The sequence below is a fragment of the Variovorax sp. V213 genome (assembly GCF_041154455.1).
In the GTDB taxonomy this organism is placed as follows: Bacteria; Pseudomonadota; Gammaproteobacteria; order Burkholderiales; family Burkholderiaceae_C; genus Variovorax.
Map to the genome: position 1 here is coordinate 957,713 of NZ_AP028664.1, position 17,189 is coordinate 974,901.

Annotated in this window: 21 protein-coding genes; 15 read left to right on the forward strand and 6 right to left on the reverse strand. The window is 66.0% G+C overall.

Features of this window, described 5'->3' with window-relative positions; all coding sequences use genetic code 11:
- Positions 1-61 precede the first annotated feature (61 nt).
- From ubiE to ACAM55_RS04720, 15 genes are all read left to right on the forward strand, one after another.
- A complete protein-coding gene (gene ubiE / locus ACAM55_RS04650) occupies positions 62-793 on the forward strand; it encodes a bifunctional demethylmenaquinone methyltransferase/2-methoxy-6-polyprenyl-1,4-benzoquinol methylase UbiE (protein WP_369654888.1) in 732 nt (243 codons plus the stop codon).
- A 34-nt stretch (positions 794-827) separates the two neighbouring features.
- Complete coding sequence (locus tag ACAM55_RS04655; protein ID WP_369654889.1) at positions 828-1,853, forward strand: Tim44 domain-containing protein; 1,026 nt, start codon at positions 828-830, stop codon at positions 1,851-1,853.
- Between the two features lie 48 nt (positions 1,854-1,901).
- A complete protein-coding gene (locus ACAM55_RS04660) occupies positions 1,902-2,474 on the forward strand; it encodes an SCP2 domain-containing protein (RefSeq protein WP_369654890.1) in 573 nt (190 codons plus the stop codon).
- Positions 2,471-4,036, forward strand: a complete 1,566-nt coding sequence (gene ubiB, locus ACAM55_RS04665) for a ubiquinone biosynthesis regulatory protein kinase UbiB (RefSeq protein WP_369654891.1) — start codon at positions 2,471-2,473, stop codon at positions 4,034-4,036. Before ACAM55_RS04660 ends, ubiB begins: the two co-directional genes overlap by 4 nt.
- A gap of 12 nt (positions 4,037-4,048) precedes the next feature.
- A complete protein-coding gene (locus tag ACAM55_RS04670) occupies positions 4,049-5,497 on the forward strand; it encodes a sodium:solute symporter family protein (protein ID WP_369654892.1) in 1,449 nt (482 codons plus the stop codon).
- Positions 5,498-5,600: 103 nt separating this feature from the next.
- A complete protein-coding gene (locus tag ACAM55_RS04675) occupies positions 5,601-5,945 on the forward strand; it encodes an FmdB family zinc ribbon protein (protein ID WP_369654893.1) in 345 nt (114 codons plus the stop codon).
- Positions 5,946-5,956: 11 nt separating this feature from the next.
- Positions 5,957-6,577, forward strand: coding sequence for a DUF502 domain-containing protein (locus ACAM55_RS04680; protein WP_369654894.1), 621 nt, complete (start codon positions 5,957-5,959; stop codon positions 6,575-6,577).
- Positions 6,578-6,611: 34 nt separating this feature from the next.
- Entirely contained in the window at positions 6,612-8,417 is a 1,806-nt protein-coding gene (gene aspS, locus ACAM55_RS04685) for an aspartate--tRNA ligase (RefSeq protein WP_369654895.1), read from the forward strand.
- 7 nt (positions 8,418-8,424) lie between these two features.
- Entirely contained in the window at positions 8,425-8,898 is a 474-nt protein-coding gene (gene nudB / locus ACAM55_RS04690; protein ID WP_369654896.1) for a dihydroneopterin triphosphate diphosphatase, read from the forward strand.
- Entirely contained in the window at positions 8,895-9,647 is a 753-nt protein-coding gene (locus ACAM55_RS04695; RefSeq protein WP_369654897.1) for an endonuclease/exonuclease/phosphatase family protein, read from the forward strand. Before nudB ends, ACAM55_RS04695 begins: the two co-directional genes overlap by 4 nt.
- Positions 9,648-9,730: 83 nt before the next feature.
- Positions 9,731-10,462: a GTP cyclohydrolase I gene (folE, locus tag ACAM55_RS04700; RefSeq protein WP_093023800.1), complete on the forward strand. Its 732-nt coding sequence runs from the start codon at positions 9,731-9,733 to the stop codon at positions 10,460-10,462.
- A gap of 91 nt (positions 10,463-10,553) precedes the next feature.
- Complete coding sequence (locus tag ACAM55_RS04705; RefSeq protein WP_369654898.1) at positions 10,554-10,976, forward strand: BLUF domain-containing protein; 423 nt, start codon at positions 10,554-10,556, stop codon at positions 10,974-10,976.
- A gap of 55 nt (positions 10,977-11,031) precedes the next feature.
- A complete protein-coding gene (locus tag ACAM55_RS04710) occupies positions 11,032-11,913 on the forward strand; it encodes an EamA family transporter (RefSeq protein WP_369654899.1) in 882 nt (293 codons plus the stop codon).
- A gap of 12 nt (positions 11,914-11,925) precedes the next feature.
- Positions 11,926-12,750 (forward strand): DUF429 domain-containing protein, encoded by an 825-nt coding sequence (locus ACAM55_RS04715; RefSeq protein ID WP_369654900.1) that lies wholly within the window; start codon positions 11,926-11,928, stop codon positions 12,748-12,750.
- A 132-nt stretch (positions 12,751-12,882) separates the two neighbouring features.
- Entirely contained in the window at positions 12,883-13,401 is a 519-nt protein-coding gene (locus ACAM55_RS04720; protein ID WP_369654901.1) for a BON domain-containing protein, read from the forward strand.
- An 87-nt stretch (positions 13,402-13,488) separates the two neighbouring features.
- Here the strand turns inward: ACAM55_RS04720 and ACAM55_RS04725 are convergent, their stop codons facing one another.
- The 6 genes from ACAM55_RS04725 to ACAM55_RS04750 all read right to left on the reverse strand — a co-directional run bounded on the left by ACAM55_RS04725 (position 13,489) and on the right by ACAM55_RS04750 (position 17,074).
- On the reverse strand, positions 13,489-14,049 hold the full coding sequence (locus ACAM55_RS04725; RefSeq protein ID WP_369654902.1) for a bacterioferritin: 561 nt from the start codon (positions 14,047-14,049) through the stop codon (positions 13,489-13,491).
- Positions 14,046-14,534: a hypothetical protein gene (locus ACAM55_RS04730; protein WP_369654903.1), complete on the reverse strand. Its 489-nt coding sequence runs from the start codon at positions 14,532-14,534 to the stop codon at positions 14,046-14,048. Before ACAM55_RS04730 ends, ACAM55_RS04725 begins: the two co-directional genes overlap by 4 nt.
- Positions 14,521-14,904 (reverse strand): hypothetical protein, encoded by a 384-nt coding sequence (locus ACAM55_RS04735; RefSeq protein WP_369654904.1) that lies wholly within the window; start codon positions 14,902-14,904, stop codon positions 14,521-14,523. The genes ACAM55_RS04730 and ACAM55_RS04735 overlap by 14 nt, the downstream gene beginning before the upstream one ends.
- A 41-nt stretch (positions 14,905-14,945) precedes the next feature.
- Positions 14,946-15,323: a hypothetical protein gene (locus tag ACAM55_RS04740; protein ID WP_369654905.1), complete on the reverse strand. Its 378-nt coding sequence runs from the start codon at positions 15,321-15,323 to the stop codon at positions 14,946-14,948.
- Between the two features lie 54 nt (positions 15,324-15,377).
- The gene (locus ACAM55_RS04745) at positions 15,378-15,542 is read right to left on the reverse strand and encodes a DUF1328 domain-containing protein (RefSeq protein ID WP_354397872.1); all 165 of its coding nucleotides are present in this window, start codon (positions 15,540-15,542) and stop codon (positions 15,378-15,380) included.
- A 212-nt stretch (positions 15,543-15,754) separates the two neighbouring features.
- A complete protein-coding gene (locus ACAM55_RS04750) occupies positions 15,755-17,074 on the reverse strand; it encodes a CHASE3 domain-containing protein (RefSeq protein ID WP_369654906.1) in 1,320 nt (439 codons plus the stop codon).
- Between the last annotated feature and the right edge of the window lie 115 nt (positions 17,075-17,189).

Here is a 17,189-nt window from a genome sequence, read left to right on the forward strand (position 1 = left end):
GCCCGCCGGCTTCGGAGGGTCGCGTTCTTGAGGTGTGAGCTTCCGCCCTAATATCAGGCTCATGAGCACCACCCACTTCGGCTTCGAAAAAGTCGACGAAAGCGAGAAAGCGCAACGTGTCCGCGGCGTCTTCGATTCCGTCGCCACACGTTACGACCTCATGAACGACCTGATGTCGATGGGGCTGCACCGCGCATGGAAGGCCTACACCGTGATGGTGGCCAACGTGGGCGAAGGCTGGCGCGTGCTCGACATCGCGGGCGGCACTGGCGACCTCGCGCTGGCCTTCTCCAAGAAGGTCGGCGCCAGCGGCCAGGTGGTGCACACCGACATCAACGAAGCCATGCTGCGTACCGGCCGCGACCGCTTGCTCGATGCCGGAGTGGCGCTGCCCACCCTGGTGTGCGACGCAGAAAAACTGCCGTTCCCGAGCGACTATTTCGACGTCGTGACCGTGGCATTCGGCCTGCGCAACATGACGCACAAGGACATGGCCCTGAAGGAGATGAACCGCGTGCTCAAGCCGCGCGGCAAGCTCCTGGTGCTCGAGTTCTCGAAGGTCGCCAAGCCGCTCGCCAAGGCCTACGACTGGTACTCGTTCAACGTCCTGCCGCGCTTGGGCAAGCTGGTGGCGGGCGATGACGCGAGTTATCGCTACCTGGCCGAATCCATCCGGATGCACCCCGCGCAGGACGAACTCAAGACCCTCATGAAAGAGGGCGGTTTCGGGCATGTGGACTATCACAACATGACGGGTGGCGTGGTCGCCCTTCATGTTGGAATCAAGTGTTGATGACGCGAATTCTTCGCTCAAAAGAGGAGACGACATGAAAAGTTTGAGTTCTTTGTTCCTGGCCTGCGTGCTGGCCCTGGTCAGCGTGCAAGCCGATGCGGCCCGCATCGGCGGCGGCAAGTCGGTCGGTCGCCAGTCGTCCAACGTGACGCAGCGCGAATCCGCATCGCCCACCGCGCCCACGCAGCAAAGCGCAACCAACGCAGCGCCGAAGCCGGCCACGCCGGCGCCCGCCGCCGCGGCTCCGAAGCGTCCATGGGGCGCCATGCTCGGTGGCCTCGCCGCCGGCCTGGGTCTGGCCTGGCTCGCGAATTCGCTGGGCCTCGGCGCCGGCTTTGCCAACATCCTTCTGATCGGGCTGCTCGTGATGGCCGCGCTGTTCGTCTGGCGCATGTTCAAGGCGCGTTCGGCAGCCTCGTCGGGCGCGAACCGCCCAGGCGGCTTTGCCTTCGAAGGCGCGGGCAATCCGGCGAATGCCGGTTCCCCGGCGCAGTACAGCCCCGCCAACGTCGGCAACGACGCGTCGGCGCGGCCATGGGAGCGCAACACGAGCGCCTTCGACGCCACGCCCGCACATGCCGATGAGCGGCATGGCAGCAGCCTTTCCGCGGCAGGTGCTGCGGCCGGCGGCAGCATGATCGGTTCGGCACTGTCGGGTTCGCAGTCGTGGGGCATTCCGGTCGGCTTCGACGTGGACGGCTTCCTCAGCGCCGCCAAGCGCAACTTCGTGACCCTGCAGGACGCATGGGACCGCGCCGACGTCACGACCCTGCGCTCGATGATGACCGACGGCATGGTCGACGAGATCCGCACCCAGTTGGCCGATCGCGCCAGCCACACCGGCGGCGCCTCGAACAAGACCGAAGTCGTGATGCTCGACGCCAAGCTGCTGGGCATCGAGCAACTGGCCGATGTCTACATGGCGAGCGTGGAGTTCTCCGGCATGATCCGCGAAGATGCTTCCGCCGGCCCGGGCCCGTTCCGCGAAGTCTGGAACATGACCAAGCCCACCAGCGGCACCAGCGGCTGGCTGGTGGCGGGCGTGCAAGCGCTGCAGTAAGCGCATTCCAGCGGCCGGGAGGCCGTCCGCAGAACCGATAATGGGGACATGGCCACACCATCGTCCCCATTTTCTTTTCTCGACGATCTGTTCAATCGCATCGGCGAACGTCTGCAGCCGCCCGCCTGGGCGGTGCACGAGATCCAGCATCGCGCGGTGCTGTTTCTGAACCATGTGCTGCAGCAGGAGCCCGAGGCCCAGCAGCGGCTGCTCCGGCAGCAGGGGCGGGTGGTGCGCTTCCAGTGGCGCTTCGTGACGATGGAGCTGGTAGCCACGCCCGCCGGCCTTCTCGACCTGGCGCCCGCCGGATCGGTGCCCGAGCTCACGCTCACCGTCACCGACGAATCCCCCTTCGAGCTGGCCCGTGCCACGCTGCGCGGCGGCAAGCCTTCGGTGCAGATCATCGGCGACGTGCAGCTCGCGGCCGAGGTCAACTGGCTGGTCGACCACGTGCGCTGGGATGTCGAGGACGACCTCGCCCGCCTGGTCGGTGACGTGCCGGCGCACACCATTTCCAATGGCGCGCGCCGGGTCGTGGGCGCACTGCGCCAGTTCGTCGGCGATCGCAAGCCCCGGCAGGCCGGCGGTTCGTCGGCCGGCTCGGCGAGCACGCCCGAATGAGGCGCTTCTACCGCGGAATTTTCATCGTCTGGGTCGCGCTGCGCTACGGCCTGGACGAGCTCGTGCTCACGAGCTTCCAGAAACCCTGGCTGCGCGTGGTGGCGCGCGTCGTTTCCATCGGGCGCAATCTCGATGCGCCCCGCGGCCAGCGGCTGCGCGAGGCGCTCGAACGGCTGGGCCCGATCTTCGTCAAGTTCGGCCAGGTGCTGTCGACCCGGCGCGACCTGCTGCCGCCCGACATCGCCGACGAACTCGCCTTCCTGCAAGACCGCGTGCCGCCGTTCCCCTCGTCCGTGGCCATCGCGACCATCGAGCGGGCCTTCCGCCGTCCCGTGGGCGACGTGTTCGTGCAGTTCGACGAGACGCCGATTGCCAGCGCGTCGATCGCGCAAGTCCACTTCGCGACCATCCGCACCAACGAGGGCGAGGTGCGCGAGGTCGCGGTCAAGGTGCTGCGGCCCAACATGCGCGGCGTGATCGAGAAAGACCTGGCGCTCATGGCCATGATGGCCGGCTGGGTCGAGAAGCTCTCGCCCGACGGCAAGCGCCTGAAGCCGCGCGAGGTGGTGGGGGAGTTCGACAAGTACTTGCACGACGAGCTCGACCTGGTGCGCGAGGCGGCCAATGCGGCCCAGCTGCGTCGCAACATGGTCGAACTCGACCTGGTACTGATCCCGGAGATGTTCTGGGACTTCTGCCACCCCGAGGTGATCGTGATGGAGCGCATGAACGGCGTGCCCATTGCCCAGCTCGACCGCCTGCGTGCGGCCGGCGTCGACATTCCCAAGCTGGCGCGCGACGGCGTCACCATCTTCTTCACGCAGGTGTTTCGCGACGGCTTCTTTCACGCCGACATGCACCCGGGCAACATCCAGGTGAGCCTCGTGCCCGAGACCTTCGGGCGCTACATTTCGCTCGACTTCGGGATCATCGGCACGCTGACCGAGTCGGACAAGGAGTACCTCGCGCAGAACTTCGTGGCCTTTTTCCGGCGCGACTACAAGCGCGTGGCCGAGCTTCACCTCGAAAGCGGCTGGGTGCCCGAAGGCACCCGCATCGACGAGCTGGAGGCGGCGATCCGCACCGTCTGCGAGCCCTACTTCGACCGGCCGCTGCGGGAAATTTCGCTCGGCATGGTGCTGATGCGCCTGTTCCAGACCTCGCGCCGCTTCCACGTCGAGATCCAGCCGCAGCTGGTGCTGCTGCAGAAAACCCTGCTCAACATCGAGGGATTGGGCCGCCAGCTCGATCCCGAGCTCGACCTCTGGCATACCGCCAAGCCCTTCCTGGAAAAATGGATGGTCGACCAGATCGGGCCCAGGAAGCTGTTCGAGCAGCTCAAGGCCGAGGCGCCGCGCTATGCAAAATTGCTGCCCCAATTGCCGCGGCTGCTGCACGATTTCCTTGAAAATCGGCCCGCCGACCACCGCCGCGAGCTGCTGGAACTGCTGGCCGCGCAGAAGCGCACCAACCGGCTGCTGCAGGCCATCCTCTACGGTGGCATGGGATTTGTATTGGGGTTGCTCGCCATGCAGGTGCTGGTGCGCGTGAAGTTGTTCTAGAGGAGAGTCCCCGTGTTGTTGACGCTGGTTGTCGTTTATCTGCTGGTCACCATCGCGATCGGCCTTTACGCCGCCAAGCGGGTGAAGAACACCACCGACTTCGCCATTGCGGGGCGGCATCTACCGCTCTACATGATCGTGACGACCACCTTCGCGACCTGGTTCGGGTCCGAAACGGTGCTCGGCATTCCGGCCAAGTTCATCGAGGGCGGGCTGAACGGGGTGGTCGAAGACCCCTTCGGTGCCGGCACCTGCCTGATCCTGGTCGGGCTGTTCTTCGCGGGCAAGCTCTACCGCATGACGCTCCTGACCATCAGCGACTACTACCGCGAGCGCTATGGCCGCGGTGTCGAGGTGGCCTGCTCGCTCATCATCATGCTGAGCTACCTGGGCTGGGTGTCGGCGCAGGTCACGGCGCTGGGGCTGGTGTTCAACGTGCTCTCGGCCGGCGCCATCAGCATTCCGGTGGGCATGGTGATCGGGGTGGTCTCGATCCTGGCCTATACCCTGTTCGGCGGCATGTGGTCGGTGGCGGTGACCGATTTCATCCAGATGATCATCCTCGTCGCGGGGCTTGCCGGAATCGCCATGTTCGCCGGCAACATGGCCGGCGGTGCCGACAAGGTGGTGGCCTTCGCGGTCAGCAAGGACCTCTTCAAGTTCTGGCCCGAGCCCAATTGGCACGACATGGTGTTCTTCTTTGCCGCGGCCATCACGATGATGCTGGGCTCCATTCCGCAGCAGGACGTGTTCCAGCGCGTCATGTCCGCCAACAGCACCAAGGCCGCCACGCGGGGACCGGTGATCGGCGGCGTGGCATACATTCTTTTCGCGTTCGTCCCCATGTTCCTGGTGGCGAGCGCGCTCCTGATCATGCCGGAGCAGACCGCCGCGCTGCTGAAGGAAGATCCGCAGAAGGTGCTGCCCACGCTGGTGCTCGAGAAGATGCCCTTCGTGATGCAGGTGCTGTTCTTCGGCGCGCTGCTGTCGGCCATCAAGTCGACCGCTTCGGCCACCCTGCTGGCGCCGAGCGTCACGTTCACCGAGAACATCTGGCGCCAGTTCCGGCCCTCGGGAACCGACCGCCAGAACCTCATGACCATGCGCATCACCGTGCTGGTCTTCAGCGCGGCTGTGCTGGCCTATGCCATCCGCATGCAGGGCACGCCCATCTACGAGCTGGTGTCCGGCGCCTACCAGGTGCCGCTGGTCGGCGCCTTCGTGCCGCTGGTGTGCGGGCTGTACTGGCGCCGCGCCACCACCCAGGGCGCTGTCGCCTCGATCCTGTTCGGCATCGGTGTCTGGCTGCTGTTCCTGGCGCTGCCCTGGGGCACGGCATTTCCGGCCCAGCTGGCCGGGGTGCTCGCCTCGTTCACCGGCATGGTGGCCGGATCGCTGGCGCCGCAGTGGGTGGCCAATACACGCACGCCGCACCGGCTGCTGGCCACGGAACCGGCCTGAAGACGCGCCGGTTGGCGGGGCGGCCCTTATAATCGAGGGCTTTGCGAGCGGCCTTTGCCAGGCTTTTACGCCGAATCCGCGCCGCTTTTTCCACTCAATTCCAATGCCCATTTACGCCTACAAGTGCAGCGCCTGCGGCTTTGCCAAGGACGCCCTGCAGAAAATGTCCGATGCGCCGCTCACGGTGTGCCCGACGTGCGGCGCGAGTGCGTTCGAGAAGCAAGTCACCGCCGCCGGTTTCCAGCTCAAGGGTTCCGGCTGGTATGTAACTGATTTCCGCGATGGCGGCGGCAAGAAGGCCGAGCCCGCAACGGCCCCGGCGGCGACCAATGGCGACGCCGCCGCTGCGCCGGCCGCGGCCGCCAAGACCGCGGAAGCTTCGAGCCCTGCCCCCGCGCCCAGTCCTGCTCCGGCGCCAGCCCCTGCAGCAGCCGCCAAGGGCGCCTGAGAACACACACCATGCTCGCCCTGCGCAAATGGCTGTTTTCCGGCTTGCTGGTGATCGTGCCGCTGTTCATCACCCTGGCGGTGCTGAAGTGGATCATCGACACGCTGGACCAGACGCTCTGGGTGCTGCCGTCGGTCTGGCAGAAATGGCTGTACGACAACAACGTGCGCGGGCTCGGCGTGCTGCTCACGCTGGCCATCCTGCTGGGCGTGGGCGCCATTGCGAGCAATTTCGTAGGCAAGCGCCTGCTCGGCTGGGGCGACGCCGTGGTGCGGCGCATTCCGGTCGTGCGCTCGATCTACTCCAGCGTCAAGCAGGTGTCCGACACGCTGTTTTCCGAGAACGGCAATGCCTTCCGGACCGCCGTGCTGGTGCAGTGGCCGCGCGAGGGGGTCTGGACCATCGCCTTCGTGACCGGCACGCCCGGTGGCGACGTGGTCGAGCACCTGGGCGGCGGCGACTATCTCAGCGTCTACGTTCCGACCACGCCCAATCCCACGGGCGGTTATTTCGTGATGCTCAAGCGCAGCGACTGCATCGAACTGAAGATGAGCGTGGACGAAGCGCTCAAGTACATCGTCTCGATGGGGGTGGTCGTTCCCGGCGGCCCCTCGTCCCTCGCGATCAAGTAAAAAAACGCGCCTTCGCGGCGCCGGAATTCAAGATATGGCCATGCGTACTCACTATTGCGGTCTTGTGACCGAAGCCCTGATGGGCCAAACCGTCACCCTGTGCGGCTGGGTCAACCGCCGCCGCGACCATGGCGGCGTGATCTTCGTCGACGTGCGCGACCGCGAAGGCTACGTGCAGGTGGTGTGCGACCCCGACCGCGCCGCCACCTTCGCCGTGGCCGAAAACCTGCGCAACGAGTTCTGCGTGCAGATCACCGGCCTGGTGCGCGCCCGCCCCGAAGGCACCACCAACGATCAGCTCAAGAGCGGCAAGATCGAAGTGCTGTGCCACGAACTCAAGGTGCTGAACCCGTCGGTCACGCCGCCGTTCCTGCTGGATGACGACAACCTGTCGGAAACCACCCGCCTCACGCACCGCGTGCTCGACCTGCGCCGCCCGGTGATGCAGCGCAACATGATGCTGCGCTACAAGGTGACGATGGAAACGCGCAAGTTCCTCGATGCCAACGGCTTCATCGACATCGAGACCCCGATGCTCGGCAAGTCCACGCCCGAAGGCGCGCGCGACTACCTCGTGCCCAGCCGCGTGCACGACGGCAGCTTCTTCGCGCTGCCGCAGTCGCCCCAGCTCTTCAAGCAGCTCTTGATGGTGGCCGGCTATGACCGCTACTACCAGATCGTGAAGTGCTTCCGCGACGAAGACCTGCGCGCCGACCGCCAGCCGGAGTTCACGCAGATCGACATCGAGACCTCCTTCCTGGCCGAAGAAGAAATCCGCGAGATGTTCGAGGGCATGATCCGCACCGTGTTCCGCAACGCCGCGGGCATCGACCTGCCGGTGTTCCCGACCATGAGCTACGGCGATGCGATGTTCAAGTACGGCTCGGACAAGCCCGACCTGCGCGTGAAGCTTGAATTCACTGAGCTCACCGAACTCATGAAGCGCGTCGAATTCAAGGTGTTCTCGAATGCCGCCACCATGAAGGGCGGCCGTGTCGTCGCGCTGCGCGTGCCGGGCGGCGGTGCCGAAGGCGGCCTCTCGCGCGGCGAGATCGACGCCTATCAGGAGTTCGTCAAGATCTATGGTGCCAAGGGCCTGGCCTACATCAAGGTCAATGACGCGCAGGCCGGTCGCGAAGGCCTGCAGAGCCCCATCGTCAAGAACCTCGACGATGCGGCGCTGGCCGAAATCATTGCCCGCACGGGTGCCCGCAACGGCGACATCCTGTTCTTTGGGGCCGACAAGGAAAAGGTCGTCAACGACGCCATCGGCGCGCTGCGCGTGAAGATCGGCCACAGCGCCTTCGGCAAGAAGAGCGGCCTGTTCGACGACCGCTGGGCGCCGCTGTGGGTGGTCGACTTCCCGATGTTCGAGTTCGACGAGGAAGGCCAGCGCTGGTCGGCCGTGCACCACCCGTTCACCGCACCGAAGGACGGCCATGAAGACCTCATGGACACCGCGCCCGAGAAGTGCATTGCCAAGGCCTACGACATGGTGCTCAACGGCATCGAGATGGGCGGCGGCTCGGTGCGTATCCATCGCGAGGAAGTGCAGAGCAAGGTGTTCCGCGCGCTCAAGATCAATGCCGAGGACGCGCAGCTCAAGTTCGGCTTCCTGCTGGACGCGCTGCAATACGGCGCGCCGCCGCACGGCGGCATCGCCATCGGCCTGGACCGCCTCGTCATGCTCATGACTGGCGCCGAGTCGATCCGCGACGTGATCGCCTTCCCCAAGACCCAGCGCGCGCAAGACCTGCTCACGCAGGCGCCGAGCCCGGTGGACGAAAAGCAGCTGCGCGAACTGCACATCCGGCTGCGCAACGTCCAGCAGCCCGCCTGATGCGCCCATGACGACCATCGCCCGGCCCTGGAAAATTCCGGAGTCGGTGCTGGTCGTCATTCACACGCCCGCGCTCGAGGTGCTGCTGATCCGGCGCGCCGACGCCCACGAGTTCTGGCAGTCGGTCACCGGCAGCAAGGACGTAGCCGACGAGCCGCTCGCGCTCACCGCGGCGCGCGAGGTGGCGGAAGAAACCGGCATCCAGTGCGGGGAGGGCAGCCCGCTGGCAGCGCAACTGGTCGACTGGCAGCTGCGCAACGTCTACGAAATCTACCCGGGCTGGCGTGCGCGCTACGAACCGGGCATCACGCACAACACCGAGCACCTGTTCGGGCTCTGCGTGCCCGAGCGCGTGGTGCCCACGCTCGCCCCCCGCGAGCACACGGCCTGGAAATGGCTGCCGTACCGCGAGGCCGCCGACGCGTGCTTTTCCCCGTCGAATGCCGAAGCCATTCTGTTGCTGCCAGAATTTGCGCGATGAACCTGCCGGCACACACGCTTCGGGTCGCGACCTACAACATCCACAAGGGTGTGCAGGGCATCGGGCCTGCCCGGCGCCTCGAGATCCATAACCTGGGGCATGCCATCGAGCAGCTCGACGCCGACATCGTCTGCCTGCAAGAGGTGCGCAAGATGAACCGGCAGGCGCAGGCGCGTTTTGCGCGCTGGCCCGAGATGCCCCAGGCCGATTTTCTGGCGCCCGAGGGCTATACCGCCGTCTACGAAACCAATGCCGTCACGCGCCACGGGGAGCACGGCAATGCGCTGCTCACCCGCTGGCCGGTGATCCGCAGCGGCCACCAGGACATTTCGGACCACCGCTTCGAGCAGCGCGGGCTGCTGCACGTCGTCATCGAGGTGGAGGACCGTCCGGTGCATGCCATCGTGGTGCACCTGGGGCTCATCAAGGGCAGCCGGGTGCGGCAGGTGGCCCGGTTGCGCGAGTTCATCGAACGCGAAGTGCCGACGGGCGAGGCGGTGGTCGTCGCGGGCGACTTCAACGACTGGGGCGCGCGCATGCGCCACGCCATGAATGCCATGGGCCTGCGCGACACCAGCGACCTGCGCGGCCCGCCGACGCTCACCTATCCTTCGCGCCTGCCCGTGGCGCAGCTTGATTTCATCTACGCGCGGCAACTCGAGCAGGTGGCCTGCTCGGTGCCGCGGGGCCCGATCTGGGCGCGGATGTCCGACCACCTTCCGCTGGTGGCCGATTTCACGCTGCCCTGAGGCCCGAGCCGGCGCGCTTCGCACCCTGCGCGCTGCTTCTCCCGCCCCGGCAGCCAAAATGCGTTCGCTGATACCATGCGCGGATGCTGAGGAAAACCGACGTGGAACCGCGCCCTGATGGCAACAACGACGACGAGGGCACACCCGTCTCCGTGAAGATCCGCGAGCGCCTGACGGCCGCGCGCAAGCGCTTCAACGCCAACGACAACATTGCCGAGTTCATCGCGCCCGGCGAGCTCGAGTCCCTGCTCGACGAGGTCGAGGTGAAGATGAAGGGCGTGCTCGAAAGCCTGGTGATCGATCTCGAGAACGACCACAACACCGGCAACACCGCGCGCCGGGTGGCCAAGATGTACCTCAACGAAGTGTTCAAGGGCCGCTACGTGGCGCCGCCTTCGCTCACGGAGTTTCCGAATGCCGAGCATCTGAACGAGCTGATGATCGTCGGCCCGATCACCGTGCGCAGCGCCTGCTCGCACCACTTCTGCCCGATCATCGGCAAGCTGTGGATCGGCATCATGCCGAACGAGCACACCAACGTCATCGGCCTGTCCAAGTACGCCCGCCTTGCCGAATGGGTCATGGGCCGTCCGCAGATCCAAGAAGAAGCCGTGGTGCAGCTGGCCGACCTGATCCAGGAAAAGACGCAGCCGGACGGCCTGGCGCTGGTGATGGAAGCCGAGCATTTCTGCATGGCCTGGCGCGGCGTGAAGGAAATGGACAGCAAGATGATCAACTCCGTGATGCGCGGCGTGTTCCTCAAGGACCCGAGCCTGCGTCGCGAATTTCTTTCCCTCCTGCCGAGAAGGAGCTGAATGTGAACCCCCACGCTCATCACTTCGTGTATTCGCTGCCCCCCGAGGGGGTGCAGGCCTCCCTTGGGGCGGCCCAGCGGGAGGCCTGATCATGCTCGTCCGACTTCTCTACGCCAGCCGCGCCGTCGACAACAGCCCCGAGGCCGTCGAAGCCATCCTCGCGCAATCGCGCGCGCACAACACGGCCTGCGGCATCACCGGCATTCTTTGCTACGGCGCCGGCACGTTCCTGCAAGCCATCGAAGGCGGGCGCACGGCCGTCAGCGAGCTGTACGGCCACATCCAGCGCGATGCGCGCCACAAGGACGTGGTGCTGCTGCACTATGAAGAAATTTCCGAGCGCCGCTTCGGCGGCTGGACCATGGGGCAGGTCAACCTCTCCAAGCTCAATGCCTCGACGCTGCTCAAGTACTCGGAAAAGCCCGAGCTCAACCCGTACGCGGTGTCGGGCAAGGTGTCGCTAGCCTTGCTCGAAGAATTGATGGCCACCGCAGCCATCGTCGGCCGCCACTGAAGAGCGTGGCACCCGCGGCCGGCACTTCGCTTTCTTCCGGCCTCGCATAAGCCGGGTGCCGCTCTCAGCCTTCGCATTGATCCTGCTCGCCGGGATCATCCACGCCAGCTGGAACATCGCCGCCAAGAAGGCGAACGGCGATGCGCGCTTCGCTTTCCAGAGCGGCGTGCTCATGGCCGTCGTGTGGGCCCCCGTGGGCATCGCACTGGGCTGGAGCGTGGTGCCGGGCTGGGGTTACACGGAGTGGGGGTTCATCGCGCTGAGCGGCGTGCTGCACGTCTTCTACTACGTCATCCTGCTGCGCGGCTATCGCAAGTCCGACCTCACGGTGGTCTATCCGCTGGCGCGCGGCTCGGGCCCGCTGCTGTCGTCGCTGGTTGCGATCCTGTTCCTTGGCGAACGCATCAGCCTGATGGGCGTTGCAGGCATTGCGGGCGTGGTGCTCGGCGTGTTCCTGGTGGCGGGCGGTCCGGGCCTGTGGCGCAAGAAGCACGACCCCGTCCAGCGCGAGCGGGTGAAGAAAGGCATCCGCTACGGCGTGCTGACCGGGGCCTTCATCGCGGCCTACACGGTGGCCGACAGCTATGCGGTCAAATTCCTGGCGATGTCGCCGATCCTGCTCGACTACTTCGGCAACTTCGTGCGGGTGGGCCTGTTGCTGCCCGCGGCACTGCACGACCGCGCCACGACCGCGCGCATGTGGCGCGCGCAATGGAAGTACGCGCTGCTGGTGGCTGCGATCAGTCCGGTCTCCTACGTGCTGGTGCTCTATGCCGTGCAGCAGGCGCCCATTTCGCACGTCGCGCCGGCACGCGAGGTTTCGATGCTCTTCGCAGCGCTGATCGGCGGCCATCTGCTGCGCGAGGGCGACCGCCTGCTGCGGCTGCTGGGCGCCGCATTCATCGCCGCCGGTGTGGTGGCGCTTGCGCTGGGGTGAGGGGCTGGCGCGATGCTGCTCATCGGCTGCGATTTTTCATGCGCACCCACGCCGCGCAAACCGATCGTCGTGGCGATGGGCAGCATCGGCGATGCGGGCACCCTGGCGCTGGCGGGCCTGCAGCGCTTCACGACCCTCGATGCCTGGGCCCGGTGGCTGCGCACCGAACCGGAATGGATCGGCGGCTTCGATTTTCCGTTCGGCCTCCCGCGCGAACTGGTCGAGCATCTGCGCTGGCCGCAAGAGTGGGGTGCGCTCATGGCCCACTACGCCAGCCTCCGCCGCGCCGACATCCGTGCCACCTTTGCCGCCTTCTGCGCGGCCCGTCCGGTCGGCGGCAAGTTCGCACACCGGGCGACCGACGCGCCCGCCGGTTCGAGCACGTCGATGAAATGGGTCAACCCGCCGGTCGCCTTCATGCTCCATGCCGGCGTGCCGCCTCTGCTGGCCGCGGGCGCGAGCCTGCCGGGCCTGCACGCCGGCAGCCACCGGGGCCGCGTGGCGCTGGAAGCCTATCCGGGGCTGCTGGCCCGCGAGCTGATCGGGCGTCGCAGCTACAAGAGCGATGAGCTGGCCAGGCAGACGCCCGAGCGGCTGGCGGCGCGAGGCGACCTGCTCACCGCGCTCGAGGCAGGCGCTTCGCGGCTCGGCCTGCGGCTGGAGCTCAACCGCGCGCAGCGCAGCGAGTTGCTGGGCGACGCCCGCGGCGACCACATTGATGCGGTGCTTTGCCTGGTACAGGCGGCCTGGAGCGCACAGCGCGCCTCCACACCCGGGCCGGGCTATGGCCTGCCGCAGCGGTTCGATCCGCTCGAAGGCTGGATCGTCACGGCTTGACCTTTTCTGTCCTACAGGATTTCGGGCCGCCGGCCACCCCCTGGCTGGCCCGCATGGAAGCTAGAGTGGGGAAGGCTACTGCCGTGGCCATGCCTTTTTTCCCCGCTCCCATGAGCGTTTGGAGGATTTCAAATGAACAAGACTCGACAAACCACCGCGATGCCGTTCCCGCGCGCATGGCTCTACGTACTGATGGCTGGCACCGCACTGACACTCGCCGCATGCGACAAGTCGGACAACCGCACGGCCGGCGAGAAGCTCGACAGCGCCATCTCGAAGACCGAAAAGGCCGCCGACACCGCTGCTGCCAAGACCGGAGAGGCCGTCAAGGATGCGAAGGCCAAGATCGACGCCTCCAACACCACCGCCGAGGTGAAGGAAGGGATGGCCAACCTGAAGGACGCCGCCAAGAGCGCTGGCGCCGCCATGACCGCGACCGTGGACGATGCCGCGATCACCTCATCGGTTTCCGCGGGCCTCGCGAAGGATCCGGACCTGAGCGCCATCAAGATCGACGTCGACACCAAGGGCGGCGTCGTGAGCCTGAAGGGGCCGGCCCCCAATGCCGCTGCCAAGGCGCGTGCCGAGGAGATCGCCAAGGGCGTGCAGGGCGTGACCTCGGTGAACAACCAGCTCGAGGTGAGGGGCTGACCGTTTTCTCGGTTCCTTGCCAAGTAAAAAGAAAAAGCCCGGTTCGTCCGGGCTTTTTGTCTCGATGGCGGCCTGCCTGGGGCCCTGTCAGTGCCCGAGCCAGTCCTTCAACTCGTCGGCATGCTCTTCCTCGTCGGAAAGAATGTCTTCAAGCATGCGCCGGGTCGTCGGGTCCTTGTCGCCGATCAGGTTGATCATCTGCCGGTAGGTCTCGACGGCGATGCGCTCGGCCACGAGGTTGGCGCGCACCATGGCCTGCAGCTCGGTGGATTCGTCGTAGTCCGCGTGGCTGCGGTCGAGCAGGTGGGTGGGCGAAAAGTCGGGCTCGCCGCCCAGCTGCACGATGCGTTCCGCAATGCGGTCGGCATGGCCCGACTCCGCATTGGCATGCACCAGGAATTCTTCGGCGATCTTCGGCGACGACACGCCGTTGGCGGTGAAGTAGTGGCGCTTGTAGCGCAGCACGCAGACCAGTTCGGTGGCGAGTGCGTCGTTCAGCAGCTTCACCACGTCATCCCGCCAGGGGCCGTAGCTCGGCGTGACCGCTCCTTCGTCGAGGCTCTTGGCTGCCTCGCCGATGGCTTTTTCGTCGAGCACCAGGCGCTGGTGTTCTGCCGGCTTCGCGGCAGTGGAAACGTGGGCATTCATGGAGGGTCCTTTCGTGGGCTTGTGTTTTTCTGCATCAACGTGTTGACGACGTCAGCCACGTCGGATGTCTTGAGCACAGCCGCCAGCACCGCCGTGAAGGAGAGCACGCGCCATGGCCTGAGAAGCACGATCGCCGCGCCCGTGGCCGCAGCGATTGCCATGAGCTTGGCCGGCTCCTTGCGGGCATAGTGCTCGAGCACCGGCCGGGCAAGCTGGCCCATTGCATGGGCCGGATGGCGGCGCCACCAGCGCTCGGTCATGCTGCGTGCCATCGAGACCCATCTTCGGTGCCCGCGGAACGGGTGGCCGGGGTCCCCGGCATCGTCGACGTCGGGCATTCCCGCCGGCTCTTGCTGCGCCGCGCTGAGCCTGCCGCGGAGACGGTCGTCCGGCTCGTCGTCGCCGTTCAACTCTCGGACGAGCGCCTGGCGCGAAATGGCAAGCCGCTCCTTCGGCGTGAGAAAACTGCGCTCAGCGTCGTTCATGGCGGGCCCCTGCTTCGTGCAATGCCGTCAGGTCCGCATGGACCTGCTCGCGCAGATCGTCGAACCCGTAGGCCGGAAACGGACGCGCGGCGAGCCAGGCACAGATGCCGGCAAGCACCAGCGCCACGCCGGGAACGGCCACCAGCACCCAGTGGAAGCTGCCATGCAGCACGCCCATCAGCACCGCAACGCCGATGAGCCCCAGCGCCAGCATGGCGCTGGCCGCCGCCAGTACGCCAGCCACGATGCGCGCGACAATGCCGCGCCCGGCCTCGGAGGCTTCCTGCCTGACCAGGGCCGCGTAGTTCGCCGCGTGTTCGGCAATGAGTTCCGGATGCCCGAGCACCGTGGAAAAGATCGGATGCAGCATGGTGCGGGGGATCGTTGGAACGGCGTATCAGCAGCAGCGGATCAGTAGTCGTCCCGACGGTTGCGGCTGGCCAGCACGATGAGAGCGGTGATTGCGGCACCGGCTGCGGCGGCAATCAGCACCGAGCGCACGGGCTGGTCGGAGATATAGCGGCCGGTGACGTCGGCAGCCTGTTCGAGCCGGCGCTGGGCACGGGCACTCGTGGTCGAGGCCGCATCGAGGCCGCGCTGCACTGCCTGCTGCACGCGCGCTGCCAGTTGCTCGACCGCGGGTTCCGCATCGCGGCGCAGTTCGCGCACCTTCTCGCCGGCCGCATTCACTGCGTTCTGTGCATAGGCGCGGGTCGTGTCGACCGCGTCGCTGGCAGTCTGGCGCGCCTCGTCGGCAATTTGCGAGGGAGTCTTGGTCGTCGTGTTCATGAGAATTTCCTTTCCGGGGAGATGAATTGCGGGAGCCTGCCGATCGTAACGACGCTACTTGCGCCTGAGCAAGCCGGCCAGAAAACTAGCGATGGCAAGCACGGCGAAGATCACGAAAAGGATCTTTGCGATCCCTACAGCGCTGGCTGCAATGCCGCCGAAACCGAACACGGCGGCAATCAGGGCGATGACCAGAAACACCACTGCGTAATGCAACATGTGGACTCCTTCGAGGCTTCGCTCGTAGTTTTTAAGAAGGCCCGTTCAAAAAAGAATGAGATGAACGGCTCGGAAGCAACCTTAAGTGCCCCCCTCGCCAGGCCCTGTCAGCGACCGGACGCGGGGTGCGTAGGAGATGGCCGAGTTCCCTCGGACGCCGCCTGTGCGGCGAATCGGGCAAGGGAGCCGGCGGCGCGGCCCGCAGTGCCGCGTCAGAGCACCTTGACCGTGGGCAGCATGGCGGTCAAGCGGGTGCCCCGGCCCGGGGTCGACGAGATCGTGAGCCTGCCGCGGGCGGCCTCGACCCGGTGGCGCATGCCCGCGAGGCCATGGGTTGCGGGGTGGACGCGCTGGGGATCGAAGCCCTTCCCGTTGTCGGCGACTTCCACGATCACGTGGTTCTCGTAGTTCTTCATGACAATCGTGGCCTCGCTGGCTTCCGAGTACTTGCCGATGTTGGTGAGGCTCTCCTGCACCATGCGGTAGATCGTGAGCTGGCGCGATTCGTCCATGGTCACGGGTTCGAGCGCCATCTGCACCTGGATGCCCGAGCGCTCGGCGAATTCGCGCCCGAGAATCTCGAGCGACGCGACCAGCCCGAGGTTCGAAAGCGATGAGGGCCGCAGGTCTTCGATGATGCGGCGCTTGAGCGCGATGCCGCTGTTGAGGAGTTCGGTCAGATGCTGCAGCCGCTGGGTGGCGTCGGGCGCATCGAGCAGTCTCGACTTGAGCCGGGCGACGTCCAGCTTGGCCGCCGTGAGCAGCGAGCCGAGTTCGTCGTGCAGTTCGCGCGCGAGATAGCCGCGCTCTGTTTCGCGCACGTCCTGCAGGTGGGTGGCCAGCTCGGCCAGCGACGCAGTGCGTTCGCGCACCTCGTCTTCGAGCGCATTGCGTTCCCGCTGCAGCGTTTCCTGCTGGCGCTCCCCGATGGAGCGCAGCGCATGCGTCTGCCGCAGGTACAGGAAAAACGCAAAAAAGGCCGCGAGCGCCACGATGGCGGTGCCGATGCGCGCGAGCTGCAGCGACTTCATCACCTGCACCTGGCTTTCGTTCAGGGTCCTGTTGCTGGTTGCGACCAGGTCGAGGGCGCTTTTGCGGATGGCGTCCATTTCCTCGCGCCCGACATCTGTCGTGATGACGAACTTCCAGGCGTCGTCCTTGCCGTCCTGTCGCAGCCGCACGCTCATGTCCATTTCGGCGATCTTGCGCAGCACGTGTTTGGAAAGCTCCGCCAACTGCGTACGCTCGACCGGCCGTTCGGCGTAAAGTTGGCGTAGCGTGGCCAGATGCCCGTCGACCTGTTTGACCGCCGCGTCGTAGGGTTGGCGGTAACTGGTTTCGCCGGTCAGGAGATAGCCGCGCTGGCCGGTTTCGGCATCGAGCATGTTCTGCAGGATGAGGTTGAGCGTGGCGCGCACCTTTTGCGCCTCGCCGATGTCCGCCAGGGCACGGCTCGACTGGCGGTAGCCGGCCTCGTTGATGCCAACGAGTGCCAGCGCAGCCAGCGCCGCGAGCAGGAGGCTCACAGCCATTTTTGGAGGGGCTAACCAGTGCATGAAACTTTCGAAGGTGCTTTCAACACAAGTTCGTGAATAATCGATAACTAGCAGGGGACCGGCATGTTGCAGCTTCCACAGATGCGACACA

What these genes read in the sequence shown, in the direction of transcription:
- ACAM55_RS04745 (WP_354397872.1), bottom strand. Translation starts at nt 15,542, where the DNA reads ATGTTGCATTACGCAGTGGTGTTTCTGGTCATCGCCCTGATTGCCGCC.
- ACAM55_RS04740 (WP_369654905.1), bottom strand. Translation starts at nt 15,323, where the DNA reads ATGAACACGACGACCAAGACTCCCTCGCAAATTGCCGACGAGGCGCGC.
- ubiB (WP_369654891.1), top strand. Translation starts at nt 2,471, where the DNA reads ATGAGGCGCTTCTACCGCGGAATTTTCATCGTCTGGGTCGCGCTGCGC.
- nudB (WP_369654896.1), top strand. Translation starts at nt 8,425, where the DNA reads ATGACGACCATCGCCCGGCCCTGGAAAATTCCGGAGTCGGTGCTGGTC.
- ACAM55_RS04725 (WP_369654902.1), bottom strand. Translation starts at nt 14,049, where the DNA reads ATGAATGCCCACGTTTCCACTGCCGCGAAGCCGGCAGAACACCAGCGC.
- ACAM55_RS04705 (WP_369654898.1), top strand. Translation starts at nt 10,554, where the DNA reads ATGCTCGTCCGACTTCTCTACGCCAGCCGCGCCGTCGACAACAGCCCC.
- aspS (WP_369654895.1), top strand. Translation starts at nt 6,612, where the DNA reads ATGGCCATGCGTACTCACTATTGCGGTCTTGTGACCGAAGCCCTGATG.
- ACAM55_RS04680 (WP_369654894.1), top strand. Translation starts at nt 5,957, where the DNA reads ATGCTCGCCCTGCGCAAATGGCTGTTTTCCGGCTTGCTGGTGATCGTG.
- ACAM55_RS04675 (WP_369654893.1), top strand. Translation starts at nt 5,601, where the DNA reads ATGCCCATTTACGCCTACAAGTGCAGCGCCTGCGGCTTTGCCAAGGAC.
- ACAM55_RS04655 (WP_369654889.1), top strand. Translation starts at nt 828, where the DNA reads ATGAAAAGTTTGAGTTCTTTGTTCCTGGCCTGCGTGCTGGCCCTGGTC.
- ACAM55_RS04720 (WP_369654901.1), top strand. Translation starts at nt 12,883, where the DNA reads ATGAACAAGACTCGACAAACCACCGCGATGCCGTTCCCGCGCGCATGG.
- ACAM55_RS04715 (WP_369654900.1), top strand. Translation starts at nt 11,926, where the DNA reads ATGCTGCTCATCGGCTGCGATTTTTCATGCGCACCCACGCCGCGCAAA.
- folE (WP_093023800.1), top strand. Translation starts at nt 9,731, where the DNA reads ATGCTGAGGAAAACCGACGTGGAACCGCGCCCTGATGGCAACAACGAC.
- ACAM55_RS04695 (WP_369654897.1), top strand. Translation starts at nt 8,895, where the DNA reads ATGAACCTGCCGGCACACACGCTTCGGGTCGCGACCTACAACATCCAC.
- ubiE (WP_369654888.1), top strand. Translation starts at nt 62, where the DNA reads ATGAGCACCACCCACTTCGGCTTCGAAAAAGTCGACGAAAGCGAGAAA.
- ACAM55_RS04735 (WP_369654904.1), bottom strand. Translation starts at nt 14,904, where the DNA reads ATGCTGCATCCGATCTTTTCCACGGTGCTCGGGCATCCGGAACTCATT.
- ACAM55_RS04730 (WP_369654903.1), bottom strand. Translation starts at nt 14,534, where the DNA reads ATGAACGACGCTGAGCGCAGTTTTCTCACGCCGAAGGAGCGGCTTGCC.
- ACAM55_RS04750 (WP_369654906.1), bottom strand. Translation starts at nt 17,074, where the DNA reads ATGGCTGTGAGCCTCCTGCTCGCGGCGCTGGCTGCGCTGGCACTCGTT.
- ACAM55_RS04660 (WP_369654890.1), top strand. Translation starts at nt 1,902, where the DNA reads ATGGCCACACCATCGTCCCCATTTTCTTTTCTCGACGATCTGTTCAAT.